We start from the raw sequence: 14,571 nt of genomic DNA, 5'->3' as shown, positions 1-14,571 counted from the left end.
GCGCGAGGCCTTGCGGACCGTCTCGCGCAGCGGCCACAGCCACGCCGAATCGATGTGGCGCCACCGGCACCTCGGTGGCGGGGCGCCGCGCATGCCCGCCGGGGCCGGGGGCCATCCGGACTAGCCCCATTCGGCCACCCCGAACCACCCGAAGTGACAGTGCAGTTGTGCTGAACCGTCCGGCCGGGTGACGCGTCATGAGAGGAGAAGGAGCGCTGCTGCGAAATCCCTGCGGAATCACGTCCGTGGGGCAACACTGGGATCGGACCGATCGATACGGGGGAGCGGTCATGAACACCTCGTCCAGCCGCAGGACATTCAACTCGACGCAGCGAAAGAACCCATCCATGTGCCAGCACCAGCCACCCTGCCCCACAGCCGACTCCGCCGACCGGGAAGCCGCCCGCCTGGTGGCTCACCACCCGGAACAGGGCTGGAGCCTGCTGTGCAACGGCGTCCTGCTCTTCGAGGACACCGGTGAGCTGCTTCCCGACGGACAGATCATCGCCCCGCACCGGCCGTTGGGCACCGGCCGGGTGGCGAAGGCGGCCTGAGCCGCAGGTACGGAAAAGGGGCCGGCCCGGAGAGATCTCCGCACCGGCCCCCACGCATGTCCGCGTCACACCGCCCGTTCGCGACGGCGCGCCGCCGGCTCAGTCGTCGTACGCGTCCAGCGGCGGGCACGAGCAGACCAGGTTGCGGTCGCCGAACGCGCCGTCGATGCGGCGCACCGGCGGCCAGTACTTCTCGGCGGCCGAGACCCCGGCCGGGAAGACCGCGGTCTCGCGGCTGTAGGCGTGCTCCCACTCCCCGCCCAGCGCGGCCGCGGTGTGCGGCGCGTTGGCCAGCGGGTTGTCGTCACCGCTCCACTCGCCCGACGCGACCTTCTCGATCTCGGCGCGAATGGCGATCATCGTGTCGCAGAAACGGTCCAGCTCCGCCAGGTCCTCGCTCTCGGTCGGCTCGATCATCAGCGTGCCGGCGACCGGGAACGACATGGTCGGCGAGTGGAAGCCGTAGTCGATGAGGCGCTTGGCGACGTCGTCGATGCTGACGCCGGTCGCCTTCGACAGCGGCCGCAGGTCCACGATGCACTCGTGCGCGACGAGACCCGCCGGGCCGGTGTACAGGATCGGGTAGTGCGGCTCCAGCCGCTTGGCGATGTAGTTGGCCGCGAGTACGGCGACCTGCGTCGCGCGCTTGAGGCCCTCGCCCCCCATCAGGCGTACGTACGCCCAGGAGATGGGCAGGATCCCCGCCGAGCCCCAGGGAGCGGCCGAGATGGGTCCGACACCGGTCTCCGGGCCCGCGGCGGGCTGCAGCGGGTGGTTCGGCAGGTACGGTGCGAGGTGGGCGCGCACACCGACCGGGCCGACGCCCGGACCGCCGCCGCCGTGCGGGATGCAGAAGGTCTTGTGCAGGTTCAGATGCGAGACGTCGCCGCCGAACCGGCCCGGCTTGGCGAGGCCCACCAGCGCGTTGAGGTTGGCGCCGTCCACGTACACCTGGCCGCCCGCGTCGTGCACCTCGGCGCAGATGTCGGCGACGTGCTCCTCGAACACACCGTGGGTGGACGGGTAGGTGATCATCAGCACCGCGAGCTCGTCGCGGTGCTGCGCGATCTTGGCGCGCAGGTCCTCGACGTCGACCTCGCCGTCGTCGGCGGTCTTCACCACGACGACCTTCATCCCGGCCATCACGGCGCTCGCGGCGTTGGTGCCGTGGGCGGAGGACGGGATCAGGCAGACGGTCCGGTTCTCGTCACCGTTGGCGCGGTGGTACGCGCGGACGGCGAGCAGCCCGGCGAACTCGCCCTGCGAACCCGCGTTGGGCTGGAGGGAGACCGCGTCGTAACCGGTGACCTCGGCCAGGCGCTCCTCCAGCTCGTGGATGAGCGTCAGGAAGCCCTCCGCCTGCTCGGCCGGGGCGAACGGGTGCAGCGCGCCGAACTCGGGCCAGGTGATGGACTCCATCTCGGCCGTCGCGTTCAGCTTCATGGTGCAGGAGCCGAGCGGGATCATGCCGCGGTCCAGCGCGTAGTCCTTGTCGGCGAGGCGGCGCAGGTAGCGCAGCATCGCGGTCTCGGAGCGGTGCTGGTGGAAGACCGGGTGGGTCAGGACCGGGTCGTCGCGCAGCAGCCCCTCGGGCAGCGCGTCGGCGGTCGTGGCGTCCAGCGCCTCGATGTCCGCCTCGACGCCGAAGGCGGCCCAGACGGACTCGACCAGCGCGCGGGTGGTGGTCTCGTCGCAGGCGAGGGAGACGGTGTCGGCGTCGACGAGGCGCAGGTTCACCCCGCGGGCTCGGGCGCCCTCGACGACCGCGGCGGCCCCGCCCGGGACGCGGACGGTGAGCGTGTCGAAGTGGGCGTCACCGACCACCTCGACGCCGCCGTCGCGCAGGCCCTGGGCCAGGATCGCGGCGTAGCGGTGGGTGCGCCGTGCGATGGTGCGCAGCCCGTCGGGGCCGTGGTAGACGGCGTACATGCCGGCCATGACCGCGAGCAGCACCTGCGCGGTGCAGATGTTGCTGGTGGCCTTCTCGCGGCGGATGTGCTGCTCACGGGTCTGGAGCGCCAGCCGGTAGGCCTTGTTGCCGTCCGCGTCCACGGAGACGCCGACGAGGCGGCCCGGAAGGCTGCGGGCGAACTTCTCGCGGACGGCCATGTAGCCGGCGTGCGGTCCGCCGAAGCCCATCGGGACGCCGAAGCGCTGCGTGGTGCCGACGGCGATGTCCGCGCCCAGCTCGCCGGGCGAGGTGAGCAGGGTGAGCGCCAGCAGGTCGGCGGCCACGGTGACGATCGCGCCCAGCTCGTGGGCCCGCTCGATGAGGGGGCGCAGATCGCGTACGGCTCCGGAGGCGCCGGGGTACTGCAGGAGGACGCCGAAGACGCCTCGCTCGGCGACGTCGGCGGGGATCCCGTCGCTGAGGTCCGCGACGACGACCTCGACACCCGTGGGCTCGGCGCGGGTCCGGATGACGGCCACGGACTGCGGCAGGGTGTCGGCGTCGACCAGGAAGACGCCCTGCTTGACCTTGCCGACGCGCCGGGCCAGCGCCATGGCCTCGGCGGCGGCGGTGCCCTCGTCCAGCAGCGAGGCGCCGGAGGTGGGCAGCCCGGTGAGGTCGGCGACCATCGTCTGGAAGTTCAGGAGGGCTTCGAGGCGGCCCTGCGAGATCTCGGGCTGGTACGGCGTGTACGCGGTGTACCAGGCGGGGTTCTCCATCACGTTGCGGAGGATCACCGGCGGGGTGAAGGTGCCGTAGTAGCCGAGCCCGATCATGGGGGCCAGCACCTGGTTGCGGTCCGCGAGGGCGCGCAGCTCGGCCAGGACCTCGGCCTCGGTGCGGGCGTCCGGCAGGGCCAGCGCCTCGGCGCTCTTGATCACGTCGGGCACCGCGGCCGCGGTCAGCTCGTCGAGCGAGCCGTAACCGACCTGGGCGAGCATCTTCGCCTGGGCCTCGGCATCGGGACCGATGTGGCGCTGCTCGAACGGGATTCCCTGTTCCAGCTGGGCGAGCGAAGGGCGACGGGGGGTCATGATGGAGGCCTCCTGGTCTGTCACGACCTGCGAGGGGCACCACGGCGCGGGGTGCCCGAACGGCCTCCCCCTCTGTCATCTCAACCTGAGAGCTTCACCGGTGCCTGCGGGGCGCACCGGTTTTCACCGTCGGTGAGGGAGGGGCCCGGCGCGGCCGAAGCCGTACGGAACCCGCCCTGCTTTCCAGAGTGACCTCGTCCGTGCGGTACGGGGGCCTGAGAGATTCCGGGGAGGATTTGCTCCTTCGGCGCCCTCCGGAGGGCTTCCGGAGGACTCTCCCGCACGGGGTCAGCAGCCGTCTCAAGCCTACCAGCGGGGTTCCCGGCTCCCTTCCCGAGTGGCCGAGACCACGATTGTGGACTTCTGTAGTGCCTGTGGAGCAGCCACGACCAGTGGGAGGGACCGTGCAGACCGACATCGATCCGCGCAGCCTGATCGGCCGCAAGGCGTTCGACCGCAAGGGCACCAAGATCGGAACGGTGGACGAGGTGTACCTCGACGACGCCACCGGTGTGCCGGAGTGGGCGGCCGTCCGCACCGGGCTGTTCAGCCGGGACGCCTTCGTCCCTCTGGAACCCAGCGAGCTGGTCGACGACACGCTGCGCGTCCCCTTCGACCGCGCCCTGATCAAGGACGCCCCCGACTTCGGGGTGGGCCGGCACCTCTCGCCGGAGCAGGAGCTCCAGCTCTACCGCCACTACGGTCTGGACTCGGCGCCCGACGCGGGCGGCCCCGACCGCGACTTCGGCAGGCTGGCCGGCCACGAGGAGTAGTCCGCCGGATCGCTCACGAGCGGCAGCGGTTCGGCCGGGCGCAGCTGCGGGTCGTCGATCCGGAACGTCCGCACCCGGCCCGGCTCCGATTCCGGTTCCTCGAAGCGCACCGTGACCCGGCCGACCCCGCTCCCCTGCACCCAGCCGTGTCCGTACTCCTCGTGGTGCACGTCGTGGCCGGCCGGCCAGCGCCGCGCGGCCCGCTGCTCGGCGCTCTCCTCCGGCTCCCCACCCTCCGGGCCGCGACGGCCGTCCCCGGCGTCCCCCGGGGCGCCCTCGGGCCCGTGCGCCCCGGCAGCCTCGGCCGCCGCGGCCCCGGCTGCGGCCTCGGCGGCCGCCGCGCGCTCTCCGGCCGCCTGCGCGAAGAGGTCTTCCTGGGTGAAGTCCGCCAGTCCGGTGACCCCGACGCCGAGCAGCCGTACGCCCCCGGTGGTGTCCACGCCCTCCAGGAGCCTCGCCGCGGCCTCCCTGACCACCGTGGGGTCGTCGGTGGGCCCCCGGAGCGTCTCGGAGCGGGTCAGCGTGGAGAAGTCGTAGCGCCGCACCTTCAGTACCACCGTGCGTCCCGAGCGCCCCGCGCCCTTCAGCCGGTGGACGCAGCGGTCGGCGAGCCGTTCGACCTCGGTCCTGATCCGGACCCGGTCGTGCAGATCCGCGTCGAAGGTGTCCTCGACGGAAACCGACTTGGCGTCCCGTTCGGCGACGACGGGCCGGTCGTCGCGGCCCAGGGCCATGTGGTGCAACGCGGTGCCGTGCGCCTTGCCCAGCAGCCGTACGAGCTCCGCCTCACCGGCCTCGGCCAGGTCGTCGACCGTGGTCATGCCGGCCCGGCGCAGATGGTCGGCGGTGGCGGGTCCGACCCCGGGCAGGGTGCGCACGGGCATGGGCGCGAGCAGGTCCCGCTCGGTACCCGGTTCGATGAGCAGGATTCCGTCGGGTTTGGCCTCTTCCGAGGCGATCTTCGCCAGCATCTTGGAGCCGGCCAGTCCGACGGATCCGCTGAGCCCGGTCACGGCCGTGATGGCCGCGCGCAACTGCCGGCCGATCTCCAGGGCGGAGGCGCTGTCGTCGGCCGTTCCGCCGGCCTCCAGGTCGACGAACGCCTCGTCGAGGCTGAGCGGCTCCACCAGCGGGGAGAGCCGCCCGAGCAGGGCCATGACCTGGTCGCTCACCGTGCGGTAGAGGCCGAAGCGCGGGACGAGATACGCGGCGTTGGGCGCGAGTCTGCGGGCCTGGGCCATGGGCATCGCCGAATGCACCCCGAAACGCCGGGCCTCGTAGGAGGCGGTGGCGACGACCCCGCGCGGCCCCAGTCCGCCCACCACGACCGGTTTGCCGCGCAGGCTGGGCTTCGCCGCCTGCTCCGCCGAGGCGTAGAAGGCGTCCATGTCCAGATGAAGGATGGTGGGCGCGGCTCTCACATCACCCGATGGTGCCCTACGGCACTGACAGCCGCCCCGTCACAACGACGGCCACGCGCCGGTTCCTCCGGTGCGTGGCCGTCCTGCCGTACGGGGAGCGGTCAGCCGGCCCGGTTGCGGCGGCGGGCCAGCTCGTCGGCCGGGTTGTTGCCGATCAGCGTCTCGCCGGTGTCGACGCGCTCCCCGTGGAGCTGGGAGAGAGCGGCGTCCACATCGCGCCAGACCACGCCGACGGCGATCCCGAAGACGCCCTGGCCCCCCTGGAGCAGAGCGACGACCTCGGCGGGCGAGGAGCACTCGTAGACGGTCGCGCCGTCGCTCATCAGCGTCATGCGTTCGAGGTCCTGGAAGCCCCGGGCCCGCAGATGCTGCACGGTGGTGCGGATGTTCTGGAGGGCCACGCCCGTGTCCAGGAAGCGCTTCACGATCTTCAGCAGGACGACGTCCCGGAAGCTGTAGAGCCGCTGGGTCCCGGAGCCGTAGGCCGGGCGGACGCTCGGCTCCACCAGGCCCGTACGGGCCCAGTAGTCGAGCTGTCGGTAGGTGATGCCCGCGGCGGCGCAGGCGGTCGGTCCTCGGTAGCCGATGTCGTTGGCCGCTGTCACGCCGTCCCCCGCCACGGCGGCCGGTGCGACCGGCTGCCTGATGGTGTGGCCGGCCGTACTCCCCTGCTGCGGATACGGCGCGCCCGCCGCCGTACCGTCGCCGCTGTTTCTCACGCCGACCTCCGTCCTTGACCTGCCCACTCGAAGGTAGGCAGTCACTCGGGGTGCGTCAACGATCGCCACACTCGGCACGCCGAGTGATAATCACCCTGAGGGTGGTTTCCCGTGCCGCTCGACCGGGAAAGGCTTGTCGGATGCGCCCCGGGGACGTCACTGGCTGTTCGTGCCGAAGTCCTCCGGTGAGATCTGGTCGAGGAACTCGCGGAACTTCTCCACCTCGTCCTCCTGCTCGTCGGGGATCGCGATCCCCGCGTCGTCGAGCACCCCGTCACTGCCGTAGATCGGCGTTCCGGTGCGCAGGGCGAGCGCTATGGCGTCGGAGGGACGCGCGCTCACCTCGACACCGCTGGCGAAGACCAGCTCCGCGTAAAAGACGCCTTCCCGGAGGTCCGTGATCCTGACCTCGGTGAGCTCCTGGCCGACGGCCTCGAGCACATCCTTGAAGAGGTCATGGGTCAGCGGCCTGGCCGGGGCCATGCCCTGCTGAGCGAAGGCGATCGCGGTCGCTTCACCGGGACCGATCCAAATGGGGAGGTACCGGTCGCCTCCCACTTCACGCAGGAGCACGATCGGTTGGTTGGAGGGCATTTCCACCCGGACACCCACAACGTCGAGCTCGTTCACACAGCAACCCTAGGACGTGCTCGGCAGGTTTGGGTAGTCGGGCACCGTCCGGATCAGTGGAGACGGATGCGCAGGGCGGTCTGGACGAGGGCCGCGTGGAGCCGTACGGACAGCTCCGCGAGCTCCCTCGCGGTGGCCTCCGCATGGGCTCTGGTCTGCGGATTCCTGTGCCGGCGCAGGGGTGCGACGACCTGCTCGATGAGTCCGGCCTCGCGGTCCGCGGCGGCGCGCATCGCCCGCAGATGCCGGGGTTCCAGACCGAATCGCCCCAGATCCGCCACAAGCCTGGCGACGTTGACCATCTCGGCGTCGTAGCCGCCCTCGGCCGTCGGCGCGACGAGCCCGTAGGCCTCCCATGCCTCCAGGTCGCTCTCGGTGACCTCGGCGGCGGCCAGGAGCTCCGCCCGGCCGATACGGGCCGCGGTGGCCCGCCCCGGCCCCGTGGTCCAGGCGCACTCGGCCGGTTCCCGCTCACCGCCCGGGGACGGCAGGGCGACCTGCTCGCCCCGGGCGAGGGCGTCCAGATGCTCGCGGATGACTTTCAGCGGAAGATAGTGGTCCCGCTGCATCCGCAGCACCTGCGCGAGGCGCTCGACGTCCTCGGCGTGGAACTTGCGGTATCCGGAGGGGGTCCGCTGCGGTTCGACGAGCCCTTCGGCCTCCAGGAAGCGAATCTTGGAGATCGTGACCTCGGGGAACTCGTCCCGCAGCTGCAAGAGCACCGTGCCGATGCTCATCGGGCGGTCGTCGGCGGTGGCGGTGCCGTGACCGGCACCGCCCGTCGGTGTTCTCAGCATGGCCCTTCCTGGGGTCCCCCGAACGGAGTCGGGGGCGGATCAGACAGCGCGCTGGCTCGCGTAGAAGACCAGCCGGTACTTGCCGATCTGTACTTCGTCACCGTTGGACAGCGGGACCGAGTCGATGCGCTCGCGATTGACATAGGTGCCGTTGAGGCTCCCCACATCCCCCACGGTGAAGCTGCCGTCGGCGTTCCGGCGGAACTCCACGTGCCGGCGCGAGACCGTCACGTCGTCGAGGAAGATGTCGCTCTGCGGGTGGCGGCCGGCCGTGGTCAGCTCGCTGTCCAGCAGGAAGCGGCTTCCCGAGTTCGGCCCGCGGCGCACCACGAGGAGCGCGGAGCCGAGCGGCAGGGCGTCCACGGCCGCCTGGGCCTCGGGCGACAGCGACGGCAGGGCCGTCTGCCCGGTGGCCTCCGCCTCGTAGGCCTCGAGCCCTGAGATGGAGATGGTCGACGTGGTCTCCGAGGCACGCTCGGGGACTCCGCCCCGCAGCGGCGCACCGCAGTTGGAGCAGAACCGGCTCGCTTCGGCGTTTCGGTGACCGCACCTCGTACAGACCGGCATGGACGAAGCCTCCTGCCTCGGGGCGAACCCTCCACCCGTACTTGAGGTTGACGGTTCTCCGAAACCTATGCGGCCGGCACCGGCAGGGTCAACGGACGACGCGCCGGAACCACCCGAAATGTCACCCCCCGAACCTGCCACCTGATCGCGGAAGAGCGGGCGTTCGCCGCCCTGCTCCTCGTTCTGGCCGTGGCGCGGTGCGCGATGGCGTGCGGCGTCATCGCGTGCGCTCTTGCCGAACAACTTCCCAAACAACTTCACGGGCGATTCCCCTTGACCGAAACAGACCCGCCCGTGGGGCAGGACGAACCCTGAATGAACACACCTGCCGACCCGGACATCTACACAACGTCCGTAGCCACTCGACAGTTTCCACCACGCACCACCGATACGGTGCGGCGACCCCCCGCAACCTCCCGCCCGTGTCCCCCGACGCCCTCGCGCCCCGGTTCACTGGGCCGATGATCGAGCGTAGTCAGGCCGCTCCGCCGGTCGCAAGGCGTCGACGACAATGTCGTCGGACTGTGCCACATGCACGGTGGCCTGCTCCTTCTCCAGCGTCTGCACCACCCCACCGGGGATGTTGAGCGCCGGTTCCAGATCCTGCGGCTTGCCGATGACCTTGAAGACGTACGGGGCGGAGATCTTGCGGTCGTCCACCTCCACGGCGCCGCCGTCACCGGAGAAATACGTGTGGGCCACCACGCGCACGCCGTTGACCTCGATCGCCTCGGCACCGGCCGCACGCAACTCCTGGAGCGCATCGAGCAGCATGTCGGCCTGCACGGCGTCCCCCGGATCGTTGATGGTCAACGTGATGCCGGGCCCGTGCACCGCAACGGTACCCGCGAGGATGCCGAGTTGACGCTCCTTCTCGACCGTCTGCTTCCGGGCCTCCTCGGCCTGGTCGGAGCTGTTCTCCAGCTCCGTGCGCTGGTCGTCCAGGCGCTGCTTCTCGTCCTCCAGCCGCTGCGTGCGGTCGTCCACCTCGTCGAGGATGCGGACCAGGTCCTCCTGGCGGGCACCGCGCAGAGCGCTGTTGTCGCTGTTGGACCGCACCTGGATCGCGAGGCCCAGTCCCAGGACGAACAGCAGCAGCGCGACGATGAGTTGGGCGCGGGTGACCCGGGGCGGCCAGAGCCCGGCCACCAGCCGCTGACGCCCGGTGAGCGGCGGGGACGCCGGTGCGGGCCGTGCGGCCTCCCCGGCCTCCCCGGACCCGGCCGGTTCCTTGTCGTACGCGTCGTCGTTCATCGGCCTCAGGCCCGGAAGACGTGCCGGCGGATGGCGGCGGCGTTGGAGAAGATGCGGATGCCGAGGACGACGACGACTCCCGTGGAGAGCTGGGCGCCGACACCCAGCTTGTCGCCCAGGAAGACGATCAGCGCGGCGACGACCACGTTCGACAGGAACGAGACCACGAAGACCTTGTCGACGAAGATCCCGTCGAGCATGGCCCGCAGGCCGCCGAAGACGGCGTCGAGGGCGGCCACGACGGCGATCGGGAGGTAGGGCTCGACCACCGCCGGCACTTCGGGACGGACCAACAGTCCGACCACGACTCCCACGACGAGGCCCAGTACGGCGATCACGATGTGCCCTTCCCTGTGTGTGCCGCGCCACTGCCCGTGTCCGCGGCCTTGTAAGGCTCTGCTGTGCGTACGGTCAGGCTGGGGGCGGCCGGGAGGCTCACCCTCTCCTCCGCGGAGAGGCTGCTCCGGATGTCGAAGGTTTCCTTCAGGGCCTGAAGGTACTGGCCGTCGTCGCTGTCCCGGAAGGCCGCGGCGAGCTTCTTCCCGTCCCCCACCGCGAGCACCGTGTACGGCGGCACCAGCGGTTTGTTGTCGACCAGTATGGCGTCGCCGGCGGCACGGATGGCCGACAGTGCGGTCAGCCGCTGGCCGTTGATGGCGATCGCCTCGGCACCGGACTGCCACAGCCCGTTGACCACCCGCTGCATGTCCCGGTCGCGGACGCGTCCGGTGTCGGAGAATCCGCTGCTTTCCCGGGGTCCTCCGCCGCCCTGGTCGGAGTCCTTCGCGTCGTCGACGACGAGCTTGACCCCGGGGCCCTGCACGGGTGTCGCGCCGGAGAGAAGGGCGACCAGTTCGGTCTGGTCCCCGCCGTGCTTCTCCAGGGCCTTGCGCTGCCGCCGGTTCACGTCGTCGCGGACCTCCTCGACCTGTGCTTCGAGGGTGTCGGCGGCCTCCGTCTCGGCGTCGATGCGGTCGATCAGCTCCTCGCGCTCCTTGGCGAGGACCGGGGCCGCGACCCGGGCCTGTGCGGCCCCGAGTGTGACGACGAGGGCCGCGAGCACCAGACACGCGGCCAGCCCCAGCTTGGCCTTGAGCGTCCGGGGCATCCCCGCCCGCCCGTCGGCGTCACGGCGCGCGGCGGCCTCCGCGTACCCGTCGTCCAGGCTGTGGTCCATCACATTGGTCAGCAGCGACATGGACGCGTCGGGGCGCGAGGCCGGTGGCGCGGTACTACTCCGATCGGGGGGCTGCTGCGACATGCCGCACATAGTCGCACGTCGCGGGGGCTACCGCCGAATGGCCCCACCGATGCGCGGCGCCGCGCGGCCCGCCCTCCCGGGGGCCGCACCGCGCCGCGCGGACAGGCTCCGGCGGCCGGGCGGGCACCTGGCTCCCGCACCGGCCGCCGGTCACGTCACTGACCTGCGCTCTCGACCACAGCGGCCCACTCGTCCAGGAGCGCCTGCGCCGAGGCGTCGTCGGGGCCCTCAGCCCACAGATGGGTGACGGCCTCGGCCCGGTCGGGCAGCACCATCACCCAGCGGCCGTCGGCCTCGACGACGCGCACACCGTCCGTCGTGTCGACGTCGCGGTCACCGGCCGCCTCCACGACCCGGCGCATCACCAATCCCTTGACGGCCCACGGCGTCGCGACGTCCCGACGCAGCACGTGGGCGCGCGGGATGCGCGCGTCGATCTGGCTGAGGGTGAGCTGCGTCCTGGCGACCAAACCGATGAGCTGGACGAACGCGGCGGTGCCGTCGAAGACGCTGCTGAACTCGGGGACCATGAAGCCGCCCCGGCCGTCGCCCCCGAAGATCGTTCCCTCCTCCCGCGCGACCCGGGTCAGGTCGTCGGGCGAGGTCGTCGTCCACTCGACCTGCGTCCCGTGGTACGCGGCGACCTGCTCGGCGATCCTCGTGGTCGTCACGGGCAGCGCCACCCGGCCGCTGCGCCGCTCGGCGGCGACGAGGTCGAGCAGGACCAGGAGGGCCCGGTCGTCCTCCACGATCCGGCCCCGCTCGTCCACGAGGGAGAGCCGCTCGCCGACCGGGTCGAACCGGACGCCGAAGGCGGCCCTGGCGGAGGAGACGATCTCGCCGAGCCGTACCAGACCGGAGCGTCTGGTCTCGGCCGTCTCCGTCGGCCGGGACTCGTCGAGCCCCGGGTTGATGGTGAGCGCGTCCACGCCGAGCCGTCCGAGGAGGCTCGGCAGCACGAGCCCGGCGCTGCCGTTGGACGCGTCCACGACGACCTTCAGCCCGGCGTCGGAGATCCCCGAGGTGTCGACGTTCCGCAGCAGAGAGCCGGTGTACGAGTCGAAGACGCTGGACGGGAAGTGCAGGTCCCCGATCTCGCCGGGGAAGGCCCTGCGGTACTCCTGGCGTGCGTACACGCGGTCCAGCTTGCGCTGGCGCGCCTGGGAGAGGTCGGCGCCGCGTTCGTCGAAGAACATGATGTCGACGGAGTCGGGCACGCCGGGCGAGGTGCGGATCATGATGCCGCCGGCGCTGCCGCGTGCGGTCTGCTGCCGGGCGACGGGCAGCGGAACGTTCTCCAGGTCGCGTACGTCGATGGCGCTCGCCTGGAGCGCCGAGATGACGGCGCGCTTGAGGGCGCGGGCACCGCGGGAGTGGTCGCGGGCGGTGGTGACGGTGGCGCCCTTTTTCAGCGTCGTCGCGTACGCACCGGCGAGCCGGACGGCGAGTTCCGGGGTGATCTCGACGTTCAGGATGCCGGAGACGCCCCGTGCGCCGAAGAGGTGGGCCTGTCCGCGCGATTCCCAGATCACCGAGGTGTTGACGAAGGCGCCGGCCTCGATGGTCTTGAAGGGGTAGACGCGGACATTGCCCTGGATGATCGATTCTTCGCCGACAAGGCATTCGTCACCGATGACCGCGCCGTCCTCGATCCGGGCGGCCCGCATGATGTCGGTGTTCTTGCCGATGACGCATCCGCGCAGATTGCTGTGGTCACCGATGTACACGTTGTCGTGAACGACGGCCTTGTGCAGGAAGGCGCCGCTCTTCACGACCACGTTCGATCCGATGACCGTATGTTCGCGCAGTTCCACTCCGGCTTCGATCTTGGCGTAGTCACCGACGTACAGCGGTCCGCGCAGTACCGCGTCGGGGTGGACCTCGGCGCCTTCGGCGACCCATACGCCCGGGGAGATCTCGAAGCCGTCGATCTCTACGTCGACCTTGCGTTCGAGGACATCGGCCTGGGCCTTCACATAGCTCTCGTGGGTGCCCACGTCCTCCCAGTAGCCCTCGGCGACATAGCCGTAGATCGGCTTGCCTTCCTTCATGAGCTGCGGGAAGACGTCTCCGGACCAGTCGACGGAGACATCGGCCTCGACGTAGTTGAACACCTCGGGTTCCATGACGTAGATCCCGGTGTTCACGGTGTCCGAGAAGACCTGCCCCCAGGTGGGCTTCTCCAGGAAGCGTTCCACCTGGCCGGCCTCGTCCACGATGGTGATGCCGAATTCGAGGGGATTCGGGACGCGCGTGAGGCAGACCGTGACGAGGCCGCCCTTTTCCTTGTGGAACGCGATGAGGTCGGTGAGGTCGAAGTCGGTGAGCGCGTCACCGGAAATCACCAGGAAGGTGTCGTCCTTCAGCGCCTCTTCCGCGTTCTTGACGCTGCCCGCGGTGCCGAGCGGTTTCTCCTCGTTGGCGTAGCTGAGCTCCATTCCGAGCTCTTCGCCGTCCCCGAAGTAGTTCTTGACCAGAGAGGCCAGGAACTGGACGGTCACCACCGTCTCATTGAGCCCGTGCCGTTTGAGCAACCGCAGCACATGCTCCATGATCGGCCGATTGGCGACGGGAAGGAGCGGCTTGGGCATGCTTGAGGTCATGGGGCGAAGGCGTGTGCCTTCGCCGCCTGCCATCACGACGGCCTTCATGTCGGAAACGTCCTCCTTGAAGAGACGACGGTTAGCCGACTTCGCCCGTCAGGGCAGCATCTGTGTCATCACCCGTGGGCCGGCCACGTTGCGCGGCACCACATCAACGAGCTCAATCGGCTACTGCATCCGCCTTGACCAACCGGCGGACCTGAACCACGTAGAGGATCCCTGCCCACCAGTAGAGCGTTGTACCCCATCCTGCGAACGCCCATCCGAAAACGGTGGCCAACGATGCAAGCCAACCACTTCCGTCACTGAGCAGCAACAAGGGAAAGGCGTACATCAGGTTGAACGTGGCCGCCTTGCCCAGGAAGTTCACCTGAGGGGGCGGATAGCCGTGACGGCGCAGGATTCCCACCATCACGAGAAGCATGAGTTCACGAGCGAGCAGCGCGGCGGTGAGCCAGAGGGGGAGGATCTCCCGCCAGGTCAGGCCGACGAGCGTGGAAAGAATGTAGAGACGGTCGGCAGCCGGGTCAAGGAGCCGTCCGAGGTTGCTGATCTGGTTCCAGCGGCGGGCGAGCTTGCCGTCGAGGTAGTCGCTCACGCCGCTGAACATCAGAACGAGCAGTGCCCAGCCGTCGCTCTGGGGTCCGCCGAACTCCGGGCGGAGAATCAGCCACAGGAAGACAGGGACGCCGACGAGGCGCGCCATGCTGAGGATGTTGGGGATGGTGAGTACCCGGTCCGTCTGAACGCGAGTCTCCTGGACCTCCACCCGGGGGCCTCCTGTGAAGAACGTGCCAATGATGCCCCCTGACCCTACCCTCAGCCTCGGCCGGCGGGTGCACAGGGGTACGAGTACACGCACTCCGGGACGCGAGGGAACCGTCCCTGGAACGCAAGAAATCCCCGTGCCAATGGCACGGGGCTTTCCCACAATGATTGTTCGGCGGCGTCCTACTCTCCCACAGGGTCCCCCCTGCAGTACCATCGGCGCTGAAAGGCTTAGCTTC

13 protein-coding genes, 1 rRNA gene and 1 riboswitch are annotated in these 14,571 nt (G+C 70.3%); of the genes, 2 read left to right on the top strand and 12 right to left on the bottom strand.

Going from position 1 to position 14,571, the window contains the following annotated elements; translation table 11 throughout:
• Positions 1–347: 347 nt before the first annotated feature.
• The gene (locus tag ACWCXC_RS37050) at positions 348–554 is read left to right on the top strand and encodes a DUF5999 family protein (RefSeq protein ID WP_383637967.1); all 207 of its coding nucleotides are present in this window, start codon (positions 348–350) and stop codon (positions 552–554) included.
• Positions 555–653: 99 nt separating this feature from the next.
• Here the strand turns inward: ACWCXC_RS37050 and gcvP are convergent, their stop codons facing one another.
• On the bottom strand, positions 654–3,539 hold the full coding sequence (gene gcvP, locus ACWCXC_RS37045; RefSeq protein WP_450891775.1) for an aminomethyl-transferring glycine dehydrogenase: 2,886 nt from the start codon (positions 3,537–3,539) through the stop codon (positions 654–656).
• A gap of 193 nt (positions 3,540–3,732) precedes the next feature.
• Positions 3,733–3,830: riboswitch (glycine riboswitch) on the bottom strand.
• Between the two features lie 113 nt (positions 3,831–3,943).
• On the opposite strand from gcvP, the gene ACWCXC_RS37040 reads away from it, so the two are divergent.
• Positions 3,944–4,312 carry a PRC-barrel domain-containing protein gene (locus tag ACWCXC_RS37040; RefSeq protein ID WP_450684756.1) on the top strand — a complete coding sequence of 123 codons (369 nt, stop codon included), beginning with the start codon at positions 3,944–3,946 and terminating at the stop codon, positions 4,310–4,312.
• On the opposite strand, the gene ACWCXC_RS37035 is transcribed toward ACWCXC_RS37040, so the two are convergent.
• From ACWCXC_RS37035 to rrf, 11 genes are all read right to left on the bottom strand, one after another.
• Positions 4,237–5,733, bottom strand: a complete 1,497-nt coding sequence (locus tag ACWCXC_RS37035) for a DNA polymerase IV (protein WP_450891774.1) — start codon at positions 5,731–5,733, stop codon at positions 4,237–4,239. The genes ACWCXC_RS37040 and ACWCXC_RS37035 overlap by 76 nt on opposite strands.
• Before the next feature lie 101 nt (positions 5,734–5,834).
• Positions 5,835–6,452, bottom strand: a complete 618-nt coding sequence (locus ACWCXC_RS37030; RefSeq protein WP_450685862.1) for a MerR family transcriptional regulator — start codon at positions 6,450–6,452, stop codon at positions 5,835–5,837.
• A 156-nt stretch (positions 6,453–6,608) separates the two neighbouring features.
• Positions 6,609–7,082: a bifunctional nuclease family protein gene (locus ACWCXC_RS37025; protein ID WP_006123076.1), complete on the bottom strand. Its 474-nt coding sequence runs from the start codon at positions 7,080–7,082 to the stop codon at positions 6,609–6,611.
• A gap of 53 nt (positions 7,083–7,135) precedes the next feature.
• Entirely contained in the window at positions 7,136–7,879 is a 744-nt protein-coding gene (gene ftsR / locus ACWCXC_RS37020; RefSeq protein ID WP_450685863.1) for a transcriptional regulator FtsR, read from the bottom strand.
• A 39-nt stretch (positions 7,880–7,918) separates the two neighbouring features.
• On the bottom strand, positions 7,919–8,707 hold the full coding sequence (locus ACWCXC_RS37015) for an FHA domain-containing protein (RefSeq protein WP_450685864.1): 789 nt from the start codon (positions 8,705–8,707) through the stop codon (positions 7,919–7,921).
• A gap of 189 nt (positions 8,708–8,896) precedes the next feature.
• Positions 8,897–9,700, bottom strand: a complete 804-nt coding sequence (locus tag ACWCXC_RS37010; RefSeq protein ID WP_450891773.1) for a DUF881 domain-containing protein — start codon at positions 9,698–9,700, stop codon at positions 8,897–8,899.
• Positions 9,701–9,705: 5 nt separating this feature from the next.
• Complete coding sequence (locus ACWCXC_RS37005) at positions 9,706–10,038, bottom strand: small basic family protein (RefSeq protein ID WP_003970459.1); 333 nt, start codon at positions 10,036–10,038, stop codon at positions 9,706–9,708.
• On the bottom strand, positions 10,035–10,961 hold the full coding sequence (locus tag ACWCXC_RS37000) for a DUF881 domain-containing protein (RefSeq protein WP_450891772.1): 927 nt from the start codon (positions 10,959–10,961) through the stop codon (positions 10,035–10,037). The genes ACWCXC_RS37005 and ACWCXC_RS37000 overlap by 4 nt, the downstream gene beginning before the upstream one ends.
• A gap of 155 nt (positions 10,962–11,116) precedes the next feature.
• Complete coding sequence (locus tag ACWCXC_RS36995; protein WP_450685867.1) at positions 11,117–13,612, bottom strand: sugar phosphate nucleotidyltransferase; 2,496 nt, start codon at positions 13,610–13,612, stop codon at positions 11,117–11,119.
• Between the two features lie 112 nt (positions 13,613–13,724).
• Positions 13,725–14,333 (bottom strand): CDP-alcohol phosphatidyltransferase family protein, encoded by a 609-nt coding sequence (locus ACWCXC_RS36990; RefSeq protein ID WP_450685868.1) that lies wholly within the window; start codon positions 14,331–14,333, stop codon positions 13,725–13,727.
• A 169-nt stretch (positions 14,334–14,502) separates the two neighbouring features.
• A 5S ribosomal RNA gene (rrf, locus tag ACWCXC_RS36985) occupies positions 14,503–14,571 on the bottom strand; the annotation flags it as partial.

Source organism: Streptomyces sp. NPDC001515 (genome assembly GCF_053597115.1).
Note: the sequence above shows the minus strand (reverse complement) of the source record. Positions and strands in the feature narration are given on the sequence as shown.